At 38.0% G+C, this 20808-nt stretch carries 20 protein-coding genes; 18 read left to right on the top strand and 2 right to left on the bottom strand.

The features are described from left to right. Position 1: 1 nt before the first annotated feature. From FIU87_RS10385 to FIU87_RS10330, 12 genes are all read left to right on the top strand, one after another. Positions 2 to 946 (top strand): ArsA family ATPase, encoded by a 945-nt coding sequence (locus FIU87_RS10385; RefSeq protein WP_152444529.1) that lies wholly within the window; start codon positions 2 to 4, stop codon positions 944 to 946. A 110-nt stretch (positions 947 to 1056) separates the two neighbouring features. After that, on the top strand, positions 1057 to 1968 hold the full coding sequence (locus FIU87_RS10380) for a CBASS cGAMP-activated phospholipase (RefSeq protein ID WP_152444528.1): 912 nt from the start codon (positions 1057 to 1059) through the stop codon (positions 1966 to 1968). A 62-nt stretch (positions 1969 to 2030) separates the two neighbouring features. Further along, a complete protein-coding gene (gene speD, locus FIU87_RS10375) occupies positions 2031 to 2858 on the top strand; it encodes an adenosylmethionine decarboxylase (RefSeq protein ID WP_152444527.1) in 828 nt (275 codons plus the stop codon). 84 nt (positions 2859 to 2942) lie between these two features. Continuing rightward, the gene (locus FIU87_RS10370; protein WP_152444526.1) at positions 2943 to 3392 is read left to right on the top strand and encodes a YrvL family regulatory protein; all 450 of its coding nucleotides are present in this window, start codon (positions 2943 to 2945) and stop codon (positions 3390 to 3392) included. Between the two features lie 75 nt (positions 3393 to 3467). Continuing rightward, the gene (locus FIU87_RS10365) at positions 3468 to 4952 is read left to right on the top strand and encodes an AraC family transcriptional regulator (protein WP_152444525.1); all 1485 of its coding nucleotides are present in this window, start codon (positions 3468 to 3470) and stop codon (positions 4950 to 4952) included. A gap of 219 nt (positions 4953 to 5171) precedes the next feature. Beyond that, positions 5172 to 6953 (top strand): IucA/IucC family protein, encoded by a 1782-nt coding sequence (locus FIU87_RS10360; RefSeq protein ID WP_253905553.1) that lies wholly within the window; start codon positions 5172 to 5174, stop codon positions 6951 to 6953. Beyond that, the gene (locus tag FIU87_RS10355; RefSeq protein ID WP_172971023.1) at positions 6931 to 8631 is read left to right on the top strand and encodes an IucA/IucC family protein; all 1701 of its coding nucleotides are present in this window, start codon (positions 6931 to 6933) and stop codon (positions 8629 to 8631) included. Before FIU87_RS10360 ends, FIU87_RS10355 begins: the two co-directional genes overlap by 23 nt. Next, entirely contained in the window at positions 8632 to 9882 is a 1251-nt protein-coding gene (locus FIU87_RS10350) for an AMP-binding protein (RefSeq protein WP_152444523.1), read from the top strand. Next, positions 9879 to 10145, top strand: a complete 267-nt coding sequence (asbD, locus tag FIU87_RS10345) for a petrobactin biosynthesis protein AsbD (protein WP_152444522.1) — start codon at positions 9879 to 9881, stop codon at positions 10143 to 10145. The genes FIU87_RS10350 and asbD overlap by 4 nt, the downstream gene beginning before the upstream one ends. Then, a complete protein-coding gene (locus FIU87_RS10340) occupies positions 10142 to 11113 on the top strand; it encodes a DUF6005 family protein (protein WP_152444521.1) in 972 nt (323 codons plus the stop codon). Before asbD ends, FIU87_RS10340 begins: the two co-directional genes overlap by 4 nt. A 15-nt stretch (positions 11114 to 11128) precedes the next feature. Beyond that, the gene (locus FIU87_RS10335; protein WP_152444520.1) at positions 11129 to 11962 is read left to right on the top strand and encodes a sugar phosphate isomerase/epimerase family protein; all 834 of its coding nucleotides are present in this window, start codon (positions 11129 to 11131) and stop codon (positions 11960 to 11962) included. A gap of 114 nt (positions 11963 to 12076) precedes the next feature. Further along, a complete protein-coding gene (locus FIU87_RS10330; protein WP_152444519.1) occupies positions 12077 to 13408 on the top strand; it encodes an alkaline phosphatase in 1332 nt (443 codons plus the stop codon). Here FIU87_RS10330 and FIU87_RS10325 read toward each other — a convergent pair. Then, entirely contained in the window at positions 13394 to 13573 is a 180-nt protein-coding gene (locus FIU87_RS10325) for a hypothetical protein (protein WP_152444518.1), read from the bottom strand. The two genes, FIU87_RS10330 and FIU87_RS10325, sit on opposite strands and share 15 nt — an antisense overlap. On the opposite strand from FIU87_RS10325, the gene FIU87_RS10320 reads away from it, so the two are divergent. The 6 genes from FIU87_RS10320 to FIU87_RS10295 all read left to right on the top strand — a co-directional run bounded on the left by FIU87_RS10320 (position 13542) and on the right by FIU87_RS10295 (position 19746). Next, entirely contained in the window at positions 13542 to 14663 is a 1122-nt protein-coding gene (locus tag FIU87_RS10320) for an NAD(P)/FAD-dependent oxidoreductase (RefSeq protein ID WP_152444517.1), read from the top strand. The two genes, FIU87_RS10325 and FIU87_RS10320, sit on opposite strands and share 32 nt — an antisense overlap. A 128-nt stretch (positions 14664 to 14791) precedes the next feature. Further along, positions 14792 to 15700: a hypothetical protein gene (locus FIU87_RS10315; protein WP_152444516.1), complete on the top strand. Its 909-nt coding sequence runs from the start codon at positions 14792 to 14794 to the stop codon at positions 15698 to 15700. Between the two features lie 13 nt (positions 15701 to 15713). After that, positions 15714 to 16361: a DUF4129 domain-containing protein gene (locus FIU87_RS10310; protein WP_152444515.1), complete on the top strand. Its 648-nt coding sequence runs from the start codon at positions 15714 to 15716 to the stop codon at positions 16359 to 16361. Between the two features lie 16 nt (positions 16362 to 16377). Further along, a complete protein-coding gene (locus tag FIU87_RS10305; protein WP_172971022.1) occupies positions 16378 to 17514 on the top strand; it encodes a DUF4350 domain-containing protein in 1137 nt (378 codons plus the stop codon). After that, a complete protein-coding gene (locus FIU87_RS10300) occupies positions 17511 to 18440 on the top strand; it encodes an AAA family ATPase (protein ID WP_152444513.1) in 930 nt (309 codons plus the stop codon). The genes FIU87_RS10305 and FIU87_RS10300 overlap by 4 nt, the downstream gene beginning before the upstream one ends. Further along, positions 18391 to 19746, top strand: a complete 1356-nt coding sequence (locus tag FIU87_RS10295) for a DUF58 domain-containing protein (RefSeq protein ID WP_152444512.1) — start codon at positions 18391 to 18393, stop codon at positions 19744 to 19746. Before FIU87_RS10300 ends, FIU87_RS10295 begins: the two co-directional genes overlap by 50 nt. Here the strand turns inward: FIU87_RS10295 and FIU87_RS10290 are convergent. Further along, the gene (locus FIU87_RS10290) at positions 19738 to 20700 is read right to left on the bottom strand and encodes a stage II sporulation protein M (protein ID WP_152444511.1); all 963 of its coding nucleotides are present in this window, start codon (positions 20698 to 20700) and stop codon (positions 19738 to 19740) included. The two genes, FIU87_RS10295 and FIU87_RS10290, sit on opposite strands and share 9 nt — an antisense overlap. Positions 20701 to 20808: the final 108 nt, after the last annotated feature.

Raw genomic sequence — 20808 nt, 5'->3', positions numbered from 1 at the left:
AATGAAGCTCTTATCACATAAAATTATGTTCGTTGGCGGCAAAGGAGGGGTTGGAAAATCAACGACCTCATCAGCACTAGCCCTTACGCTATCAGAAAACAAAAAAAGAACTCTGCTGATATCAACAGATCCTGCTCATAATATTGGAGATATTTTTCATGTGAAAACGAAGGAAGGTAAATTATCCATAAATCCTTATTTAGATCTTCTAGAAATCAACTCAGAAAAAGAATCAAAACGATACATTGAGGAAGTGAAAAACAACCTCAAAGGATTAGTCAGGGCAACGATGCTAGAGGAGGTTCACAGACAAATCGACCTTGCTAGTGCCACGCCAGGTGCGGATGAAGCTGCATTATTTGATAAAATAACATCCATTATCATTGAAGAAATGTACAACTATGATCACATCATTTTTGATACTGCTCCTACTGGACACACTTTACGCCTTCTAACTCTTCCTGAATTGATGAATGTTTGGATAAGTGGGCTTTTAGAAAAAAGAAGAAAAGTCCAGCAAAACTATAGTCAGTTATTACATGACGGTGAACCAGTTGAGGATCCAATTTTTGAGAAGTTACAAAATAGAAAGGCGAAATTTGTTAAGGTGCGGGATTATCTTTTGGACAGGACAGTAACAGGGTATTCCTTTGTTTTAAACGCAGAAAGATTACCCATTATTGAAACAGAAAATGCTGTGAAAATGCTACAAAAAAACGATATTAATGTGACAACTCTTTTTATTAATAAGGTAATACCTGACTATGCGGATGGCAGTTTTATGATGAAAAGGAGAGAAAATGAGCAGTCTTATTTAATAAAAATACATCAAACATTCACCAATCAGGAAATTATTAAGATGCCGTTATTTGAGCATGATATTTCTACACTGGAGCATTTAAGGAAATACGCTTCATTTCTGGTTACTAAAGAAAAGATAAAATAGAGTGGAACAGCTTCTAATTAGGATGATGTTTCCAACATCCTAAGTTTAGGAGTTTTTTCTATTTTGTTGGAAAACCTACCATTAAGAATTCGCCAACAGGAGTAACGATAATGAAAATGCTATGCCTTGATGGTGGTGGAATAAGGGGAGTTTTTTCCATTTCCATCCTTCTAGAAATCGAAAAGGAATTAAAGGTGCCAATTAATGATTTGGTTGATCTTGTGGCAGGTACTAGCACTGGTTCCATTATTGCTTCCTCCGTCGCTTTAGGAACACCCATGGAACATGTTCTAGCTGGTTACACGAAACATGGAAAGAAAATATTTACTCGTCAAGCTAAACTGGGATTGTTCAAAAGCATATATAGCGACAAACAATTAAGGAAATTTATTATGGAGGCATTTGGTAAAAAACGTCTTGCTGATATTACTAGTCCGCTACTTATCCCAGCAGTTGATCTTACACATGGCAGACCATTTGTACACAGATCTAATTATGGAAACAAGGCTGCAAAGGATCTGACCATCAAACTATGGGATGCGGTTCTTTCTTCCTGTTCTGCGCCAGTCTATTTTCCTCCAAACAACATCGGTAACGATTATTTAAGTATTGATGGTGGCTTATGGGCCAATAACCCTTCCATTGTTTGCATAACAGAAGGAATAGAATATTTTAGATTAGCATTATCAGATGTAAAGATCTTATCCCTTGGAACGGGCTTACAAAAGATTGATTTTTCGATTCAACAAAATAAGTACTGGGGGGTAAAACAATGGCTGCCATTTCATTTTCCTTCCCTAAAGGTAACGCCTAAATTACTGGATTTGGCACTACAGCTTTCCTCAGAATCCGTTACTTATCAATGTAGAAAACTTTTAGGAAATAACTATTTACGTTTAAACAAAGAACTTGGAGAAGAAGTGCCATTTGATGATATTCATTTTCTTCAAGAACTAATTGCATTAGGACAGCAAACGTATGATGAGAACAAAGCATCAATTTTATCTTTCTTTTCAACATAATTGTTTTTGAATGGTTGGAATAGGGTACGAAGTTAACAAGAAATTAGAAAGGGGTAGGAAGCGTGATAAACGAAAAAAAAATTACCTTGCATGAGTTTAATAATTTGACGAAGTCTTTAAGCTTTAACATGTACGACATTTGTTATACGAAAACAAGGGAAGAACGGGAAGCTTACATAGATTATATTGATGAACAATATAACGCAGAAAGGCTAACGAATATATTAAAAAATGTAGCGGATCTCATTGGGGCACATGTACTAAATGTGGCACAACAGGATTATGTTCCACAAGGAGCAAGCGTTACCGTCCTAGTATCCGAAGGGCCAGTGGTGGAAGTGCCAATGGAGTCTTACGAGGAATCACCAGGTCCACTGCCAGACTCCGTTGTCTGTCAGCTTGATAAAAGTCATATCACCGTACATACGTATCCTGAATATCACCCTGTAGAGGGCATAAGTACCTTTAGGGCCGATATCGATGTTTCCACTTGCGGAGAAATTTCACCATTGAAGGCGTTAAATTATTTGATTCATTCATTTGAGACGGATATTATGACAATGGATTACCGAGTAAGAGGATTTACACGAGATGTAAATGGGAATAAATTGTTTATTGATCATGACATTAACTCCATTCAGAATTATATTCCTGATGAAGTGAAAAGCCAATACGACATGATTGATGTGAATATTTATCAAGAAAATACCTTTCACACTAAGTGCCGGTTAAAAGAGTTTGATTTAAACAATTATTTATTTGGTTATACAAAAGATACATTGTCAACAGACGATAAATATGAAATTACCCAAAAATTAACCAATGAAATGGATGAAATTTTTTACGGGAAGAACATCAACTTTACAAACCAAAGCGATAAGTCAGATTAATGACTTATCGCTTTTTTCTGTCATGAAAAGAGAAAGTGCTGAATAACTCCTATTAAAAGAATTCTTTTAAAGGAGCTGGCCAACTTGGTAAATAAGAAAATGCCTACGGAGCCAAATCTAACGGATAGAGAAAAATTTTTTGTTTCCGCTGCTATTGGCATGATGATGCTATTAGCCATAACCTGCATGGCCATTTTGCTTTTGTTTGGTTTTGCAGGGCTTTTTCAACTGTTTAGTGTTCATTATGATACAAAACGTTCCTTGATTTACTATGTGATTTGTTTAATTCCCTTATCACTAGTGTTTGAGCTATTAACCATTATGATATTAATGCGGTTGTTTGGAAAGCTGAGATCACGCTTTAGTATGTTATTGGGCATTTATAGCGTTACGTTTGCGTTTATGTGGCTACCCATATACCTTGCTGATGAAATAGTAAGTGGTATTACTGTTCCGCTTTACACGGAACTGATTGCAGCATTCATACTGCTTGCAATAGATCATCTTATCAATCTCCATAAGAAAATGACATAACCTTATTGCGACCGATAATCATTATCAACTATAATAGCAATATCATTATTTTTTTCGTATTAAGGAGACTTCAAGATGACTATTCTTTATTCAAATATTCTAGAAGAAGGAGAAAGCGTAACTGTTTCTCCTTCTATCATTTATATTGCATCAAATAATGCATCCATTCACTTTCAACAAGATGCTACTAAATTACTGCAAGAAGGTACTCTTTTTAACCTTAAAGAAGAAGCAACCATCTCAGTTGCAACAGGGAGCTACATAAAATACTTCACCATAATATGCAATGAAAACTGGGATGAAACGATCTATTTTAATTTTATAGACCCCTTAAAAGCAGGTCCTGAACTTGAGTCCATGATGACCTTGCAAAGCAGTACTAAATTTTCTGACAGGTGTAAATTTCAGGTAAAAGTGTGGAGTTTTTTAGAAAAAGCTACAGACACCCAGCAAATAGACATGGACCATTCTATTACATATATCGAAAACCATATTCACGAAAGCCTGACTATTAAAGATCTTGCTGAGAAAGTAAACATGACAAGCACCTCCTATGCAAGGGCATTTAAAAAGAAAACCGGGAAGTCACCTAAAGATTATCTTGTAGAAAGAAAGATAAAAAAAGCGAAAGAGCTTATTGTGCAAAATAAGGGAATTGTGATGAAGGATGTTGCCAACATGATTGGTATACAGGATGAATTTTATTTCAGTAGATTATTCAAAAAAAAGGAAGGGGTAGCTCCCTCTATTTTTGTAAAGAGAATGGAAAATCGAATAGCACTAGTTAGCCAATTATTTCTTCAGGATCATTTGTTAGCTCTTGGTCTCCAACCCATAGTTGCTCCCATGTATCCGACATTTTACCCCACTACCAACGGCGTACCTTCATATTTAGAAAAACAATTGGAAGGCACTTTGCTAATAAATGCGGAAAAGAAAATAGATACAAAAAGAGTACTGAACCTGCAACCAGATAAAATTATCAAGACCCCACTTCATATGGCTGAAGAACAATCCTTTTCTTGGACACAAAGACAAAACGTTCATTGTATTGGTTTTCAGCCGAGCTGGAAGGATTATCTGAAAGAGGTAGCGGCTCTTGTAGGAAAGGAACAATCGCTGCAAGCTATATTTGATGAAATGAGCATGCTTGAAGAGAATGCCAAGAATATACTAAAACCATATGCTAATGATGGGAATTGGGCCGTATTATGGGTAAGAAACAAAGAAATCAGACTTTATGGGCAACAAAAACATGCATGTATGGAGCTTTTGTATGAAGGTCTTAATTTTATTCCTTGTCCTAACATCCCCCGTAGTGGCTATAAAAAAGTCTCCCTTGCGGAACTAAAGGAGTTAAATCCAGAAAATATATTATTTCTTTGGAGCACAAAAACAGAAGTAGACAGAATAGCTTCTGATAAGAAATGGAAAGAGCTCCAGGCTGTTCAACATAATAAAGTTTATCTTCCAGACAGTAAGGAATGGGATCCTTGGGGGCCAAAGGGTAGGAAGCACATGATTGAAGAATTAACAAATTATTTGTGTAACTTTCAATAAAAGGTAGAGATGTAGGTACATTTTCCCTTTTTGATAGAATGAAAGATTTGTCCATGCATAAAGTAGAATTTGTGCATGGAAGATGAATTTGATAATCATTATCATTGAGAATGAATTTCATTTGAAGTTCATTCTTTATTTTTTAATGAAATCAGAAAGGGTGGGATGATGACATATTCCGCTAAACAAATAGCCGAAAGAGCTTCTTTTCAAGCTTTTATGAATTGTTTTATAAGAGAGGTAGGAGATGCTAAATGGCTAAAACAAGAGGACATCATTGAATTAATTCCTCATCCTTACTTCATAACAAGCAATAAATTAATCCAAATACCGCTCTCTTCCCAAGGAATAACCCTATTATTAGAAGTAACCTATAAATCACTAGCAGGAAGACACATTTTTGGAAGAGTATTTAAGCTCTCTAAGCATAACGGCAGCTTTCATGAGGATGAAGCATTGCCAGTAATGATTACATGCATTCAAGAATTGCACATACAAGCTCGAGAGAAGGGATGTCAAACCCTTGCATCTCATTATGATGAGCTGATTCTAAGGTTAATAGATAGCTACCAAACGATGTGTACATACATAGAAAAAGGCATGGAAACTTGCACAACAAACCATGCTGAAACAAAGTCTTTTATCGAATTAGAGCAATCCTTAATGTTTGGTCATTGGTTACACCCAACACCAAAAAGCAGACAAGGAATGACACAATGGCAGCAACAAATGTATGCACCTGAATTGGAAGGGAAATTCCCCCTTCATTTCTTTGAAGTGGAAAAATCCTTAGTGAAGGAATATCATTCTACCGATTTCCGACCAACAACTATGATCGAGAATCTACTGAAAGATTACGGCTATGATTCTAGTGCCACCTCAAAAACATACTATCCTATGCATCCACTACAAGCACAATGGCTGATTCAACAACAGCATGTAAAGAAAGCGATGGATCAAGGGTTGATAAGGTATTTAGGTCCTATTGGGCCAGAATTTTCAGCAACATCCTCTATAAGAAGTGTCTACAACGAAAATGAAGCATGGATGTTTAAATTCTCGATACCAGTGAAAGTAACCAACTCACTAAGAGTCAATAAGGCACATGAGCTTTATGCAGGTGTTGTGATGGCAGATGTATTTAACAACCTACCATTTAAAGAGCAGCATCCCAATTTTCATATAATCAATGACCCAGCGAGCTTATCATTAGCTTTGCCGTGTAGTGAAGAAGAGAACGGGTTTGAAGTAATCATCCGTGAAAATCCATTTCCAAAGGGAAAAAATAAGGGACTCATTTCTGTGGCAGCACTTATTCAGGATCCTTTGCCAGGACAACATTCCATTCTAAAACAATTAATCAATAAACAGGCCAAAACAGAAGGGAAAAGCAACGAAGAAGTTGCTTGGAAATGGTTTGAACAATACTGGGATAAAGCAATACTGCCTATGTTTTGTCTATATGAGCAGTATGGGATAGCACTAGAAGCACATCAACAAAACAGTTTACTTGATGTTTCAAACATCTATCCACAAGATTATTACTTCCGTGACAATCAAGGCTATTATTTGTCCAATAACTACAAAAAAGCATTGGTAAAAATCACACCTGCATTAGCAAATAGAGCGGAACTATTTTATGAAGAAAAATTGATTCATGACCGATTTGCCTATTACCTATTCATAAATCATGTATTTTCGATTGTTCATCGATTTGGAGCAGATCAAATTCTAGAAGAAGAACATCTATTATTCTGGCTGCAGGAAAAGCTTCATGTTCTTTCTAAGAATTTTTCAAAAGGTGGAAAAGGCTTCGTTGATTACCTTCTCCATACACCTACTATTGCATGTAAGGCCAATCTTCTTACTTCCTTTCATGATGTGGATGAGCTGTTGGCAGAGATGGAACAAGCTGTTTATACTTCCATACCAAATCCTTTTTGTACTGCTAATCTTTCTAGTGATAAGGAGTCCATCTATGCAACAGCTTTCTCAGTCTAAATCAGAGCTTAGAGTATGGAAACAATTACTAGAGGCGATAGTTTTTGAAAATCTATTACCTGTAAGTTTCCTATCAGATGAAAAAGAAACCAATATCCATATTAGTGGGCAAAATGTAGACTATATTTGTCGTGGAGAATGGTCTAGCTTTAGCAGATTTCGAATTTTTCCTGAAACTATTGTCCAAACAGATAAACAGGGGAACAGATTGCCTCTATCCTTATTTAGGCTAACAGAGGGGCTTGTTCCGTCCCATGCTGAACAATCACGGCTTTTAGAAGAATTACAACAAACCATTCTGTTATGTGAATGGAATGAAAAACACCTTTCCTTCGATGACAGAAGAAAGCTTCCTTTAGAAGAGCTTGATGCAGCTGTTGTGGAAGGACACCCTTATCACCCATGCTTTAAAGCTAGAACTGGATTTTCCGTAAAGGACCACCAAGAATTTGGTCCTGAAAACGGTAAATCATTTCAGCTATTTTGGGTGGCTGTGAAAAGAAAGCATGTCCGGCTTGCGTTACCTTGTGAAGAAAAACGCTTTTATGAAAAAGAATTAGGTGAGAAAACGTTCTCTTTTTTACTAGATAGCTTACATAAAAGAAACCTTTCTTTAAAAGACTACTGCCTACTTCCGGTACATCCATGGCAATGGAAGCAAAAGCTTTCATATGAAGCTGATACGAACGATATCATCCCTATTGGTTCTGCAGGAGATTATTACCACGCTTCACAGTCAGTAAGAAGTCTATGGAATAAGTCAAATAAGGAAAAGGCAACAATCAAACTACCATTAAACATGGTCAACACATCATCTTTACGAACATTGGAACCTCATTCCATCTGTACTGCACCAACTATTTCATCGTGGCTTGAAAAGATTATTCAATCTGATGCCTACCTTAAAAAAAACGTATCTATTCTGAAGGAATATGCAGGTATCGTCGCATTTGAAAAAAACGATTCTTTATGTGGGCATGTAGCGGCTATTTGGAGAGAATCAGGTACTAGTAAGCTTGCTCATGAGGAAGAGGCAGCACCATTCAACGCCTTAACCTTATACGAAAAGGACCATTCATTACTTATTGCACCTTGGATTGAAACATACGGATTAGAAAAGTGGGTAGAACAACTAATTCAAGTAACCATTGTTCCAGTTTGGCATCTCTTTGTGGCACACGGCCTTGCCGTTGAAGCGCACGCACAAAACATGATACTTGTTCACCGAAACGGGTGGCCTAAGAGAGTGATGCTTCGTGACTTTCATGAGAGTCTGGAATATTCGGTTGATTTTCTAAAGGAAAAGGCATTGCACCAAGATATTTCTGCTCTACATCCTGATTACCAACATGCACCGAATGATCAGTACTACTGGATGTCTTCTGTGGAAGGGTTGAGAGAATTAGTCATGGATACGTTATTTGTCTTCCATTTGAGTGATCTTTCCTATGTCTTAGAAAAAGAATTTCATTTTTCAGAAGACAAATTTTGGCGTTTGATACAAGTAGCATTAGAAAACCATACGTTCCATTCATCTGAGCTAAAGAAAAGAGCCAAAGAAATAAAATATACCGATGAAAATATCAAAACAGAGTCTCTATTTACAAGAAAGATATCAACCAAAAAAGCAGAGTTTCACCATATTGTTAAAAACAGTCTAGCAAGGAGTGGTAAGTAAATGTTTTATATCAATGATACAACTTATACAGAAAATGATCTAAAATCTCTATATCAAAGCTTTGAAAGAATGCCCCTCCTTCAGAACCCAAGCAGTAAAAGGGTTGCATACTGCACAACTAGTTTGATTGAGGGATTGGCACTTTGTTTATACATGAAGGAAAAAGGCGGCTCAGTTGTGCCAATTCATCCCGCAACACCAAGAGAGGCTGCTATTCAAATTGCGCACCGTTCAAAGAGTCACCTTCTTCTATTTGGAGATATAAATACTCCAATATTAATGATAAACGACCACTTAGAAAAAACAGGTGTACTTGTACAAATGAGTTCTGGTACAACTGGTGAGCCCAAATGCATAGAGAGAACTTGGGAAGAAATTGAGGTAGAAATAGAGCATTACAACAAGCTTTTACCTGTAGAAGCAGATACAATCCCTTTCATTGCTTGCCCGATTACCCATTCTTATGGGTTGATTAGTGGCGTTTTGTCTGCTTTTCAACGTGGAGTACAACCAAGAATTCTTGCTAGTACCAATCCGAAATATGTGCTGAAAATGCTAAGCGAAAAAACCAGGTATCTATTCTATGCATCACCAGCCTTGTTACAAACGCTGCTTCAATTTCTCCCAGATGGTAAAGCACTTCATTATGTGATGACTTCAGGAACACTAATGTCCTCCAATTGGTTAGAGACATTACAGAGTAAATCTGAAAAAGTACTCCAGCAATATGGTTGCTCTGAAGCAGGATGTGTTGCCATAAATGGAAATACTGCGTTTTCAAACGAAATGGGAATACCTCTTACACATTTATCAGTGAAAGCTGGTGATCGCTTGGAAAATCCCGAGGAGATAGTCATCCAACAAGGGAAAAAAACAATTCATACGAAAGATTTAGGCTACTTTTCTAAAGATGGGAAATTATGTCTCCTAGGACGCATGGATGACATGATTAATGTAGCTGGACTAAATGTATACCCTCAAGAGGTGGAAGAGATTGTTGCACGTTTACCCGAAATAAAAGAAGTTATTGCTTATAAAAAAGCGGATCAATTTGCAGGGGAACGAGTGTGTATTCAATATGTTGCTGATTCTTTTATCGAGCCCAACGCCATTAGAGAATGGTGTCACAAACATCTTGCACCGCACCAAATCCCAGTTGATTATATTCAAGTAAAAGAAATCCCAAAGCTCCCAAACGGCAAAGTAAGCAGAAAACGAATGGTGGAAGGGAGAGAAACAGCTCGTTTATGAAAAGAGAAAAGATTAGCAACGGCGTATATGACATTCTTAAAAATAAGTTAAACCTATCTACTATAGAGAATTACCATGAGGATGCAAGATTGAATGAAGATTTGTATTTGGATTCTGTTATGATCTTACAATTAATCCTCCACCTTGAATTGGATCTAGGCATAAGTATCCCAGATGATATGCTCGTTCCAAAGGATTTTCATACAGTTGGAACGCTCCTGGACTTTTTAGAGAGAAGGGATAAGGAGGAGAGGCTGGGATGATTAAGGTACATTGCTTTGTCAGTTGTGTATGTGAAGTTATTAAAAAAAATGAGAACGTCGATCATCGCCCCTTTTACTTTGGGGTTTGGGATTCTGACTTCGACGTGACAGAAAACGGATTTTTAACCTATCACTCCCAACATATTAATCACGATTTTTTTAAAAACTGGTATGAGCTTCTGTACGGGATTAAAATAACGAAATGGTACTGTGAAGAACGCTCAAAACAGGAAAATATCAACGCGATGTTAACACTACTGGAAACGAAGCCAAAGCATCGGCATATTATGGTCATGCTTGATTTATCCAAGCTTCCGGAGAGGGAGAACAAGTTTCATCAATCACCTTTTCCTCACTATGTGATGTTGGAAACAACAGAGAATGAAGAAGAATGGTTTATGTTTGATCCAGATTTCAGATGGGAAGGAAAGTTGTCAAAAGAAAAAATCTTAGAGGCGATAGCAGAACCTTCTGTAGAAGGTGGTTTCTATTTTGACGCTGATGAGATTAACCCAACAAACCCTCTTACTGTTGAGGCGTATTTTCGAACCTGCATGAAGCTCGATAAAAATCCAATGACAGATGCTATAAGGAATATTGTTGATATGTATAGTCATGGGGAGAAATCTGATAGTCGAGAGGATTTGGCAAATGCGCTAAAACAAATACCAGTACTCGCCATCAGGAAATACGCTTACGAGCATGCCTTTGCCTTCTTTTGGCATGAACTATCCCTTTCAGAGGAATGGTTTGAGAGCTGGTGTGATGAAATAGAAAAACTTGTTAAAGGCTATACCACCATCCAATATCGCGCAATGAAATATGCCTTAACAGGGGATTCGGATGTATTAGATGACCTTCATTCTATCCTAGCAGCACAAAATATACTCGAATTTTCGATCAAACAACATTTATTGCAAGTCTTTGAGAAATGGACAATTACCCATTCTGTTAAACAATTGGCTTAAGTAGGAGGAGAAACTATGAGTTTATCAATTTGTACCATCTCATTTCGGCATCATCTTCAGTCGATTGATCAGATAGCTAAATGGGCACAATTCCTGCCAATCGATGGAATAGAACTTTGGGGAGTTCACGCAAAAAATTTAAAATCTAGCGCTTCTTATAACAAAGAGTGGCTTCAAGAATATGACCTACATGTAAGCATGATTAGCGATTACCTTCCATTACATTTATCCGCTCCAGAGCTAATAAAAGTAACAAGAGAACTTAGCCAACTTGCTAATCGCTGGGGAACGAAAAAAATTAGAACCTTTGCTGGACAAAAAGGAAGCGCGGAAACGAATGAAAATGAAAGAGCGCAGTTAGTAGAAAAGCTCCACATAATATGTAAACAATTAGCAGAGGAAGGGCAGTTGCTATTACTAGAAACGCATCCTCAAACGTTGACTGATAATGTAGAATCAACCTTGCGTTTGCTAGAAGAGGTCGATCATCCTGCTTTAAAAGTCAATTTTGATGTGTTACATATTTGGGAATCAGGTGCAGATCCAATAGAAGCCTTCCACACGTTACAGCCGTGGATCCATCATTTTCACTTTAAAAACATCTCTTCAAAAGAGAAGCTCACCGTCTTCAATCCTGCCAATGTATATGCTGCAGCAGGCTCAAGAGACGGGATGGTCCCTCTTTTTGAAGGATTAATAGATTTTGAGGCGTTTATCGATTATGTTAGCTCCCATACGAACATTGATGCTTCTCTTGAATGGTTTGGGGGTAGTGTGCAATCTATCCTGGCAGAGGATGCCTACAAAATAGCTCAGTTGCACAAAGGTATTCAAAAGAAGGTAATTTAAGGTTGTAAAGAAACATTTTTCTTTTTGTAAAATAGCTTTAATCTTTTCTTCAAACCTCCTTAACAAAAGCTTGCTAGTTTAAAAGAGTAGTAAAAATGTTAAGGAGGAGCTTTTATGTATAAAAAAGCGGCAAGTGTTGCAATCGCAGCAGGACTACTATTTTCTGGTTTTCAAGTGAGCTTTGGAGATAATTATGCAGATGCACAAAAACCAAGTGAAAGTGAACACGAAAAACAGGGGAAAGTAAAAAATGTTATCTATATGATACCTGATGGTTATAATGCCGGTTATGCAACAAACTATCGTTGGTATAAGGGAGCAGACTCCTCCTTTGATCCTTATGTTAAAGGGCTGATTAAAACACACTCAGCAGATACAGAAGTAACCGATTCAGCGGCCGCGGGAACAGCAATGGCAACAGGACACAAAACGAATAATGGGATGGTAGGTGTTACTCCAGATGGAGAAGAAGTTGACTCCATTTTAGATGCTGCGGAGGATGCAAAAAAATCTACCGGTCTTGTTGCTACTTCTACTATTACACACGCAACACCAGCTGTGTTTGGTGCCAGTGTAGAAAAACGTTCTGACGAAGCGGCAATCGCCCCACAATTTTTAGACAATGAGGTAGATGTTTTGTTTGGTGGCGGTCGTGATTATTTTACAGATAGTAAAAATGGTGGCAAGCAGAAAGAAAACTTAATCGAGAAAGCAGAAAAGCAAGGATACCACTATGTTTCTAATAAAGAGGAACTAGAAAATGCCAAAGGGAAAAAGCTGCTAGGATTATTTGCAGATGATGCGATGGCTCCTGAAATGCACAGAGATGAAACGGAAGAGCCGAGCCTTGCAGAAATGACAAATACAGCAATTTCTACTCTCAATAAAAACAAGAAAGGTTTCTTTTTGATGGTAGAAGGATCACAAATTGATTGGGCTGGACATGCGCAAGACCCGGCATGGGCGATGAGCGATACAGAAGCTTTTGATCAAGCCGTGGAAGCAGCTTTAGAATTTGCGAAGAAAGACGGAAATACCCTTGTAGTTGTTGCAGGTGACCATGAAACAGGTGGAATGTCTGTTGGTGCTAATGGGGAATATGATTTGAAAATGGACATTGTAAAAGGTGTAACTGCAACAGGGGACAAAATGGCAAGTGAACTGAATGAAGATAAGAGTAACGTTGGTGAGGTAGTGCAAAAATATACCTCTTTAGAGCTTACAGATAAAGAAATAGAGAAAATTAAAACAGCAGAAAAACCTGCAATTGCAATCAATAATGTCATTAGTGACCGTGCACTAATTGGTTGGACAAGCACAGCACATACAGGAACAGATCTTCCTGTATACGCATACGGTCCACAATCTGAAAAATTTTCTGGTCTGCTGGATAACACAGACCTACCAAAAATCATGGCAAAAGCAATGAAACTAAAATTCCAGTAATAAATTTATTGCCAAAAGCTCTTCCAAACTATTGGAAGAGCTTTTCGTTTTTTCAGCGATATTGAGCATTCCTTCTTCTTCATGTAAACTAGAAGAACTTATTAATGAATGAAATAGAGAAAGGTGAACAACCATGAAGAAAGTAGTCGTCATTGGTGCTGGCATCCTTGGAGCCTCCACCGCCTATCATTTAGCAAAACTCGGGGCAAAGGTTACGGTGGTGGACCGCATTGATAAAGGACAGGCTACCGATGCTGCAGCAGGTATAATCTGCCCTTGGATATCACAACGCCGAAATAAAGCATGGTACACACTAGTCAAAAATGGGGCTAGCTATTATCCAAAGCTTATCCAACAGCTGTTAGAGGATGGTCAAGCAGAGACTGGCTATAACAAGGTTGGGGCTATCAGCCTACATACTGATCCTGACAAACTAGAGAAAATGAAAGAGCGAGCGTTAAAGAGAAGAGCAGACGCACCAGAAATTGGAGAGGTAACCATTCTAACCCCAGCGCAAACAAAGTCGTTGTATCCCGTCCTTTCCGATGAATACGGTTCTGTTTTTATTAGTGGCGGAGCAAAAGTAGACGGTCGAAAACTAAAACATGCACTCATACAAGCTGCTACAAAGCATAGCGTCACTTTTGTTAATGGAAATGCATCGCTTATCATGGAAAATAACATCTTAACTGGAGTAGCGGTAAACAAGGAGCAGATTGTTCAAGCAGATCAGGTAGTCGTTACTGCTGGTGCTTGGGCAAAAGAACTTTTTGAGCCAATTGGTGTAAATATGAAAGTGGTGCCTCAAAAAGCACAAATCGTTCATTTACAGCTAGAAAATAATCAAGAGACAAACCAATGGCCTGTTGTCATGCCGCCAAACAACCAATATATGCTTTCCTTTGAGGATGGACGAATAGTCGTTGGTGCAACTCATGAGGATGAAGCTGGTTTTGATTCAAGAGTTACCGCAGGTGCTGTGCATGAAATTTTAAACAAGGCCCTTGTAACTGCACCAGATTTAGCAGAGGCCACCCTGTTAGAAACAAGAGTGGGATTTCGACCATTTACCCCCAACTTCTTACCTATAATAGGCAAGCTACCAAACTTTGAAGGTATTTTCCTTGCAAATGGATTAGGTGCATCAGGTTTAACTAGCGGACCATACTTAGGAGCAGAGCTTGCTAAACTAGTGGTAACTGGGGAAACAGAGCTTGAGTTAAGTCAATATGATGTAAGTGGGGCAATAGATTAACAAATCGCAACGATCTTTTTTTCGAGATCGTTGTATTTTTTTTAAAAAAACAGTCGGAATTTGCCATTTTAATGATAAAATAATCGATATGACAACATTTGGAATAGTAGATTATTAGGGGGAAAAACATGAATAGTCGTTTAAGTCAGCCAAAAACATTTGGAGAAATTCTCGATCAAACATTTCGTATTTGTAAGCAGAAATTTGGCACGTTCTTTCTTATTCTTTTAGGGTTAGTTGGTCCTGTCTACCTTTTAGATGCACTTATTCAACTTTGGGCAGGAAAAGGCTTTATCCGTGATTTAAGTGGAGAGGGAAGCTGGCTTGATCAAATGGCAAACAGCTTTGATGTTAATGCCCAGGCAAATACTACCCTTGGGCAAGATGCTGCATCTAGTCTAACATCTCTCATTCTTCTTTTTGTATATCCAGTAGCATATGGAGCGATTCTATTCGGTGTTCATCAATTAAAATCAAACGATGAACTTTCCGCAATGGATTTGGTGAAAAAAACATTTGGACGATTCTTTCCGATAATTGGATCCACTTTATTATTTTATGTGATAGCTTTTGGTATGTTTGTAGCAGCCATTCTCATAATCGTATTTTCAACTATATCTTTTTTCGTAGGAGACTTTTTGATCGGGATGATTTTTATAATAGCTTTTAGCATTGCTATATTATTAGTTATCTCCTACTTTTTAACAAGATGGAGCTTCTTTTTTGGCTCTTCTTTATTAGATAAATCCTCTCCTGGTCTTGGGAGAAGCTGGCATTTGACGAGAGGTCAATCCTTTAAAATGATGGGACTTTACTTTATCTTTTTCCTGATAACTACTGCCATTTCATTGGCAATTGAAGCTACCTTTTCCATGTTTCTAGGTTTTAGTGTCTTGCTAGTGCTAATCATTGGCTTAACAAAATTATTTACCACGCTGATTTTTGCAGTCGGATACTCCGTTATGTACTTAGATTTAAAGGTTCGTCATGATGCAGATGATTTGAAAGAAATGATTGATGACTATCACACGAACTAACAAAGGGTGATTAATGTTGTTTAAGGAAGAGACAGCACGGCAGAAATTAGCGGACATACTAAGCAAGAAAGAATATCAAGTCTATAATGAAGACAATCGAAATGCTCTCCAAAGGCTTTGGGATGACATAAAGAGCTGGCTGGCAGAATGGCTGGAGCGCCTCTTTCCTTCTATAGAAAATGCAAGTAGTTCTGCAGGCAATGTTATGTTTATCCTAGTTGCTATGGTGGTTTTTGCGCTGGCAGTTATTCTCATTATTACTATTTCCAGGATTCGTATAAATAGGAGAGTAAAGTCCAACCAACCTTTTACCTCAGAGGATGAATGGTCATGGACGTATAGGAAGCACATGGAAAAAGCAGAAGACTTGGAAAATCAACAAGAGTATACCCTTGCTACTCGTCACCTGTTTCTTGCCATGCTTCTTTACTGCCATGAACAAGAATGGCTCGAGGCTAAAATTTGGAAAACAAACTGGGAATATTACGATGAGTTAAAGGCAAATAAAAAGGACTTTGCAGCATCATTTTATCATCTAGCCCAGGTTTTTGACCGAGCAACCTATGGTAAACAAAGCATCCTAAAGGAAGAGTACCTCCCATATCGAGATAGATTAATAGCTTTCATCAATACAAATAACCCTCAAGAAAGAAGTGTATAGGAGAGGAGGCCATCATTTGCAGCCACTACAGAAAACGAAAAAAAACTTAGTGGTCATTGGAGCGTTACTTCTAATATTTTTTATAGGCTATTACTTTTCTCAGCCTGAAAGAACCCAGGAGTATGCCTCTTTTGATTCTGAGTCTCCTTCTCCAACTGGGCTAAAAGCATTTTATACATATTTGAAAGAAGAAAATGTTCCTGTATCCAGATGGAAGCAAAGCCCAGATCTATTGCCTTCAGGAGATGAGCGAAAACTATTACTACTGGTAGAGCCATTTTTTATTCCAGATAGTGATATGATGAAGGATTATCTTGCATTTATAGAAAAAGGCAATACCATTGTTTTATTAAAAAGTAATCCAAAGGGATTTTTTGATATTCAAACTGATTTTGTAGATCCTTATGCAGCTGATGGAGTTGTTGAAAATAAGTTAGGGAAGAATTATTTTGCAGAATTAGAAACGAATATCCGTCTTGAAGGCAACGTGAAATATGAAACCCTTCTTTCCGACAGTCTCGGGGATATCGCTATAAAAAGAAGTATTGGTACTGGAACGCTTATCGTCGCGACAGCACCTAAGTGGTTAACCAATCAAAACATCCTGTCCTTGGATCATTTATCATTAATACTTTCCTTACTAAATGAGGATGGTGTGACTTATTCAGCAATATTACTAGACGAGTATAATCATGGAAACTCAGAATCTAGTATGCTTACTATTTATCCTAACTGGTTTTTGTTTTTGCTTGTTCAAGGAGCCCTTGCAGTTATTCTTATTCTTTGGATGCATGGAAAACGCTTTGGACCTGTGTTAATAGCACGGGAAGAGATGGTCCGATATAATGATGAGAGCATTCGATCTCTTGCAGCATGGCATCTTCGCGGGAAAACTTACAGAGAGTCCCTTTGTGCCCAAGCAGATTTTTTGAAATATCTCTTACAGGAAAAGTGGGGGATTCCATACAGTAAGGAATGGAAGGACATGACAGCAACTCTTCAGCAAAAATGGAAACGTAAGAATTCTAATCAGATTGAAACGTTTACGAAAACACTTTCATCAGTATTGCAAAATGAAAAAATGACAAAGCAAGAATATTTGCTTTGGTCACAAGAATTAGATAGCTTACGAAAAGAGGTGGAAGAAGAATGAAGCCCGAATTGGCAACTCTTCTTGAAAAATATGAACAAAGAATCCTAGGTCAAAATAAAAATATAAGACTATTACTTGCGGCTGTTCTCTCTGGAGGACATGTGTTACTTGAAGGTGTGCCCGGTACAGGAAAAACCCAAATGGTCAGAACGTTAGCAACACTCTTAGGGGGTACCTTTCATCGTATTCAATTTACCCCGGACCTTCTTCCGAGTGATATAACGGGAAGCTCCATCTACAACATGAAAGAAGGGACATTTGAAACGCTCAAAGGACCAGTCTTTACGAACATCCTGTTAGCAGACGAAATAAACCGGACACCAGCCAAAACACAGGCAGCATTACTTGAAGCAATGGAGGAAAAACAGGTCACCATCCAAGGAGAAACTTATCCTTTAGATGAGGTGTTTTTTGTAGTTGCTACCCAAAATCCTATAGAGTTTGAAGGTACATATCCTCTACCCGAAGCACAGCAGGATCGTTTTCTATTCAAACTACACATTGAATTTCCTAACCTAGAAGAAGAAACAGCTGTTTTAAAACAAGTGATTGAAAATAAATACACTCATACTAATGTTCAGCCAGTGTTGGACTTGAACGCTTTCCTTGCAATCAGAAAAGAAATCCAACAAATTACCTTAAGTGAAAGTGTCCTTGCCTATATCATGCAAATCGTTCGTAAAACGAGAGAATCAGATTCCATCCAATTCGGAGCAAGTACACGAGCTGGAATTTCTATTGCTAAAGCTGCTCAAGCTTGGGCATATCTGAATGAAAGAAATTACGTCACACCAGATGACATCAAAATGGTGACAAAACCAGCACTTCGTCATCGCATTCAATTATCTCCACATACAGAATTGGAGGGAGCGACTGTTGAACAAATCGTGGAAGAACTTATTGGAGCGGTTCCTGTTCCTAGATAAAGGGGTTGTTCCTACCTGGAGATTGATTTTTGCCTTTATCCTTCTCTCTGTTTTTCTTATTTTAGTAGGAAATCACCTTACATGGGCTACTATTATCGTGATGAATGTCCTTTTTCTCTTGTTAAGTATATTAGATTTATGGCTTTCCCCACGAAAAAAGGACGTTACCATCACAAGAACAATTCCAACTGAAATGGAACGCGGCATTGATTATTCCGTGACTATCCATGTGGCAAACCCTTCCCCCTACGATATGGTTGTAGAGGTGAAGGATGGCATTCCACAAAGCTTTCATCGTCCTTTTCCATTAAAAGCAGTGGTACCAAAAGAAAGCGAAAAAGTATTTACGTACCAAACAAAGGCACCCATACGTGGACACTATTTTATCGAAAAACTATTCGTTCGTTATTCTAGTAAACTTGGACTTTGGCAAAAACAAATGGCCTGTCAACTAAAAGAGCAAATAAAAGTTATCCCTGATATGACACAATCAAAGAACTATCTAGCAAATGCTCAAAAATACCTTTTGCATGAAGGTGTTCAAATTAAAAAACAAATACAAGGGGTAGGGGAATTTGCTAAAATCCGTTCCTATGTAGTAGGTGATGATCCCAGAAAAATAAATTGGCGACAAACGGCAAAATTAAGAGAAGTGATGACAAATGAATACGAACCTGAGCACGGAAAATATGTCACCATTTTAATTGATTGCGGAAGAATGATGGGGGCGGAATTAAAAAACGGAAATCGTTTGGAAAAATCCTTAGAAGCAGCCTTAACCGTTGCAACCGCTGCCCTGCACAAAGGTGACTATGTCGCAGTGCTTGCCTTTTCCAAAAAAGTAAAGGTATTTATTCCGCCTGCTAAAGGAATGGCCCATTTACAAACCATCCTACAAGCCATCTATTCATTAGAAGTAGACGCCTCAGAGTCCAATTACGCAGAAGCCTTTCAATATCTGCAGCTTGTTCAAAAAAAGCGAAGTCTCCTCCTTTTATTTAGTGATGTGACCTCCTTTTTACACGAAGAAAATGCATTAATCTATCTGAAAAGAATCAGACAAAGGCATCTATTTTTGCTGATTGGGATAGAGGATGAGGCCTTATTAAAAATCGCTAGAGAAGATTCTTCTGATGTTGAAAAAGCAATGGGGAAAAGTGTGGCCCAACAACAACTTGTATTTAAAAAACGCCAAAAACATCGTTGGGAAAAACAAGGCCTCCTAATGGTGGAGGCCCGTGAAGAGCAGCTAGCAACAGCTGCTGTATCCTATTATATTGACACCATCAATAAAGGATTACTGTAGCTGCACTTTACGCAACCGAAGCTTTCCTATCGTCACATACATCACTAGGCCGACTACCGTTAAAATTGCCACGAGGTATTTTGCTTCAAGTGAGATATTGGCAGGAGTGATAAAGCCTTCAATAGCTCCTGCCATAATAAACAAAGGAATCGTCCCAAGGAGCAGGAGAACCGATCGCTTTGCATTCACTTTTAATTGGTAGCCCCTAGTAAAATCACCAGGCACAAAAAGCTTATACCCCATTAGAAGCCCGGCACCACCGGCAATAAATATCGCCGTTAGCTCAATCATTCCATGAGGGACAATATAAGCCCAAAACTCATAGGTCATTCCATAATGCCAAAAAAGAGCAGCAATCGCACCAACAATGATGCCATTGTAAATTAAGATGTACACCGTTAAAAGCCCAAAAGTAATACCACCGGCAAATGCAAGAATCGCAACTTGTATATTATTAGTCGTTATACTAGCAGACATTAAAGGTGCGTCAACTTGACCATCATTCATACCAAGCTTCTCGGGATCAATACTTTGAGCCATCTCCGTAGGAAGGATCGAATAAATATAAAGCGGATCATTCAAAACGGCAAAAAAACTACCTAGTCCCCCGATGGTAAATAACAGCATTGCAACGAGTACAAATTTCCATTGCTCTGCCAACAGTTCAATAAAACGAAACCGAAAGAAATTCCCAGCCTGCTTCCAACTCGTCACTTGATCCTTATACAATAAATTATGAGCTTTAGCGACCAGCTCATTCAAATAAGGAGTTACTTCTTCCTCAGGGAAAAAAGTCTGAGCATACGAGAGATTTTGAGCCGCTTTTTGATAAAGAAGATGAAACCGTGCGATAGTCGCACCCGTAATATTCTTTTTCTTATGTAACTTGGTTATGATTGTTTCGAGCTCTTTCCATTGATCACGGTGCTGTTTTATAAATTGTTTTACTTTCATTTAACCTTACACCTCGTGTTTGAAATTCACTATATTCTATTATTATAGTAATACGAGAGAAAAATAGATACACTCACAGTAAAATTTATCCATGAAAAGAGGGAATCA

Source organism: Bacillus sp. THAF10 (assembly GCF_009363695.1).
Taxonomy (GTDB): domain Bacteria; phylum Bacillota; class Bacilli; order Bacillales; family Bacillaceae_I; genus Sutcliffiella_A.
Note: the sequence above shows the minus strand (reverse complement) of the source record. Positions and strands in the feature narration are given on the sequence as shown.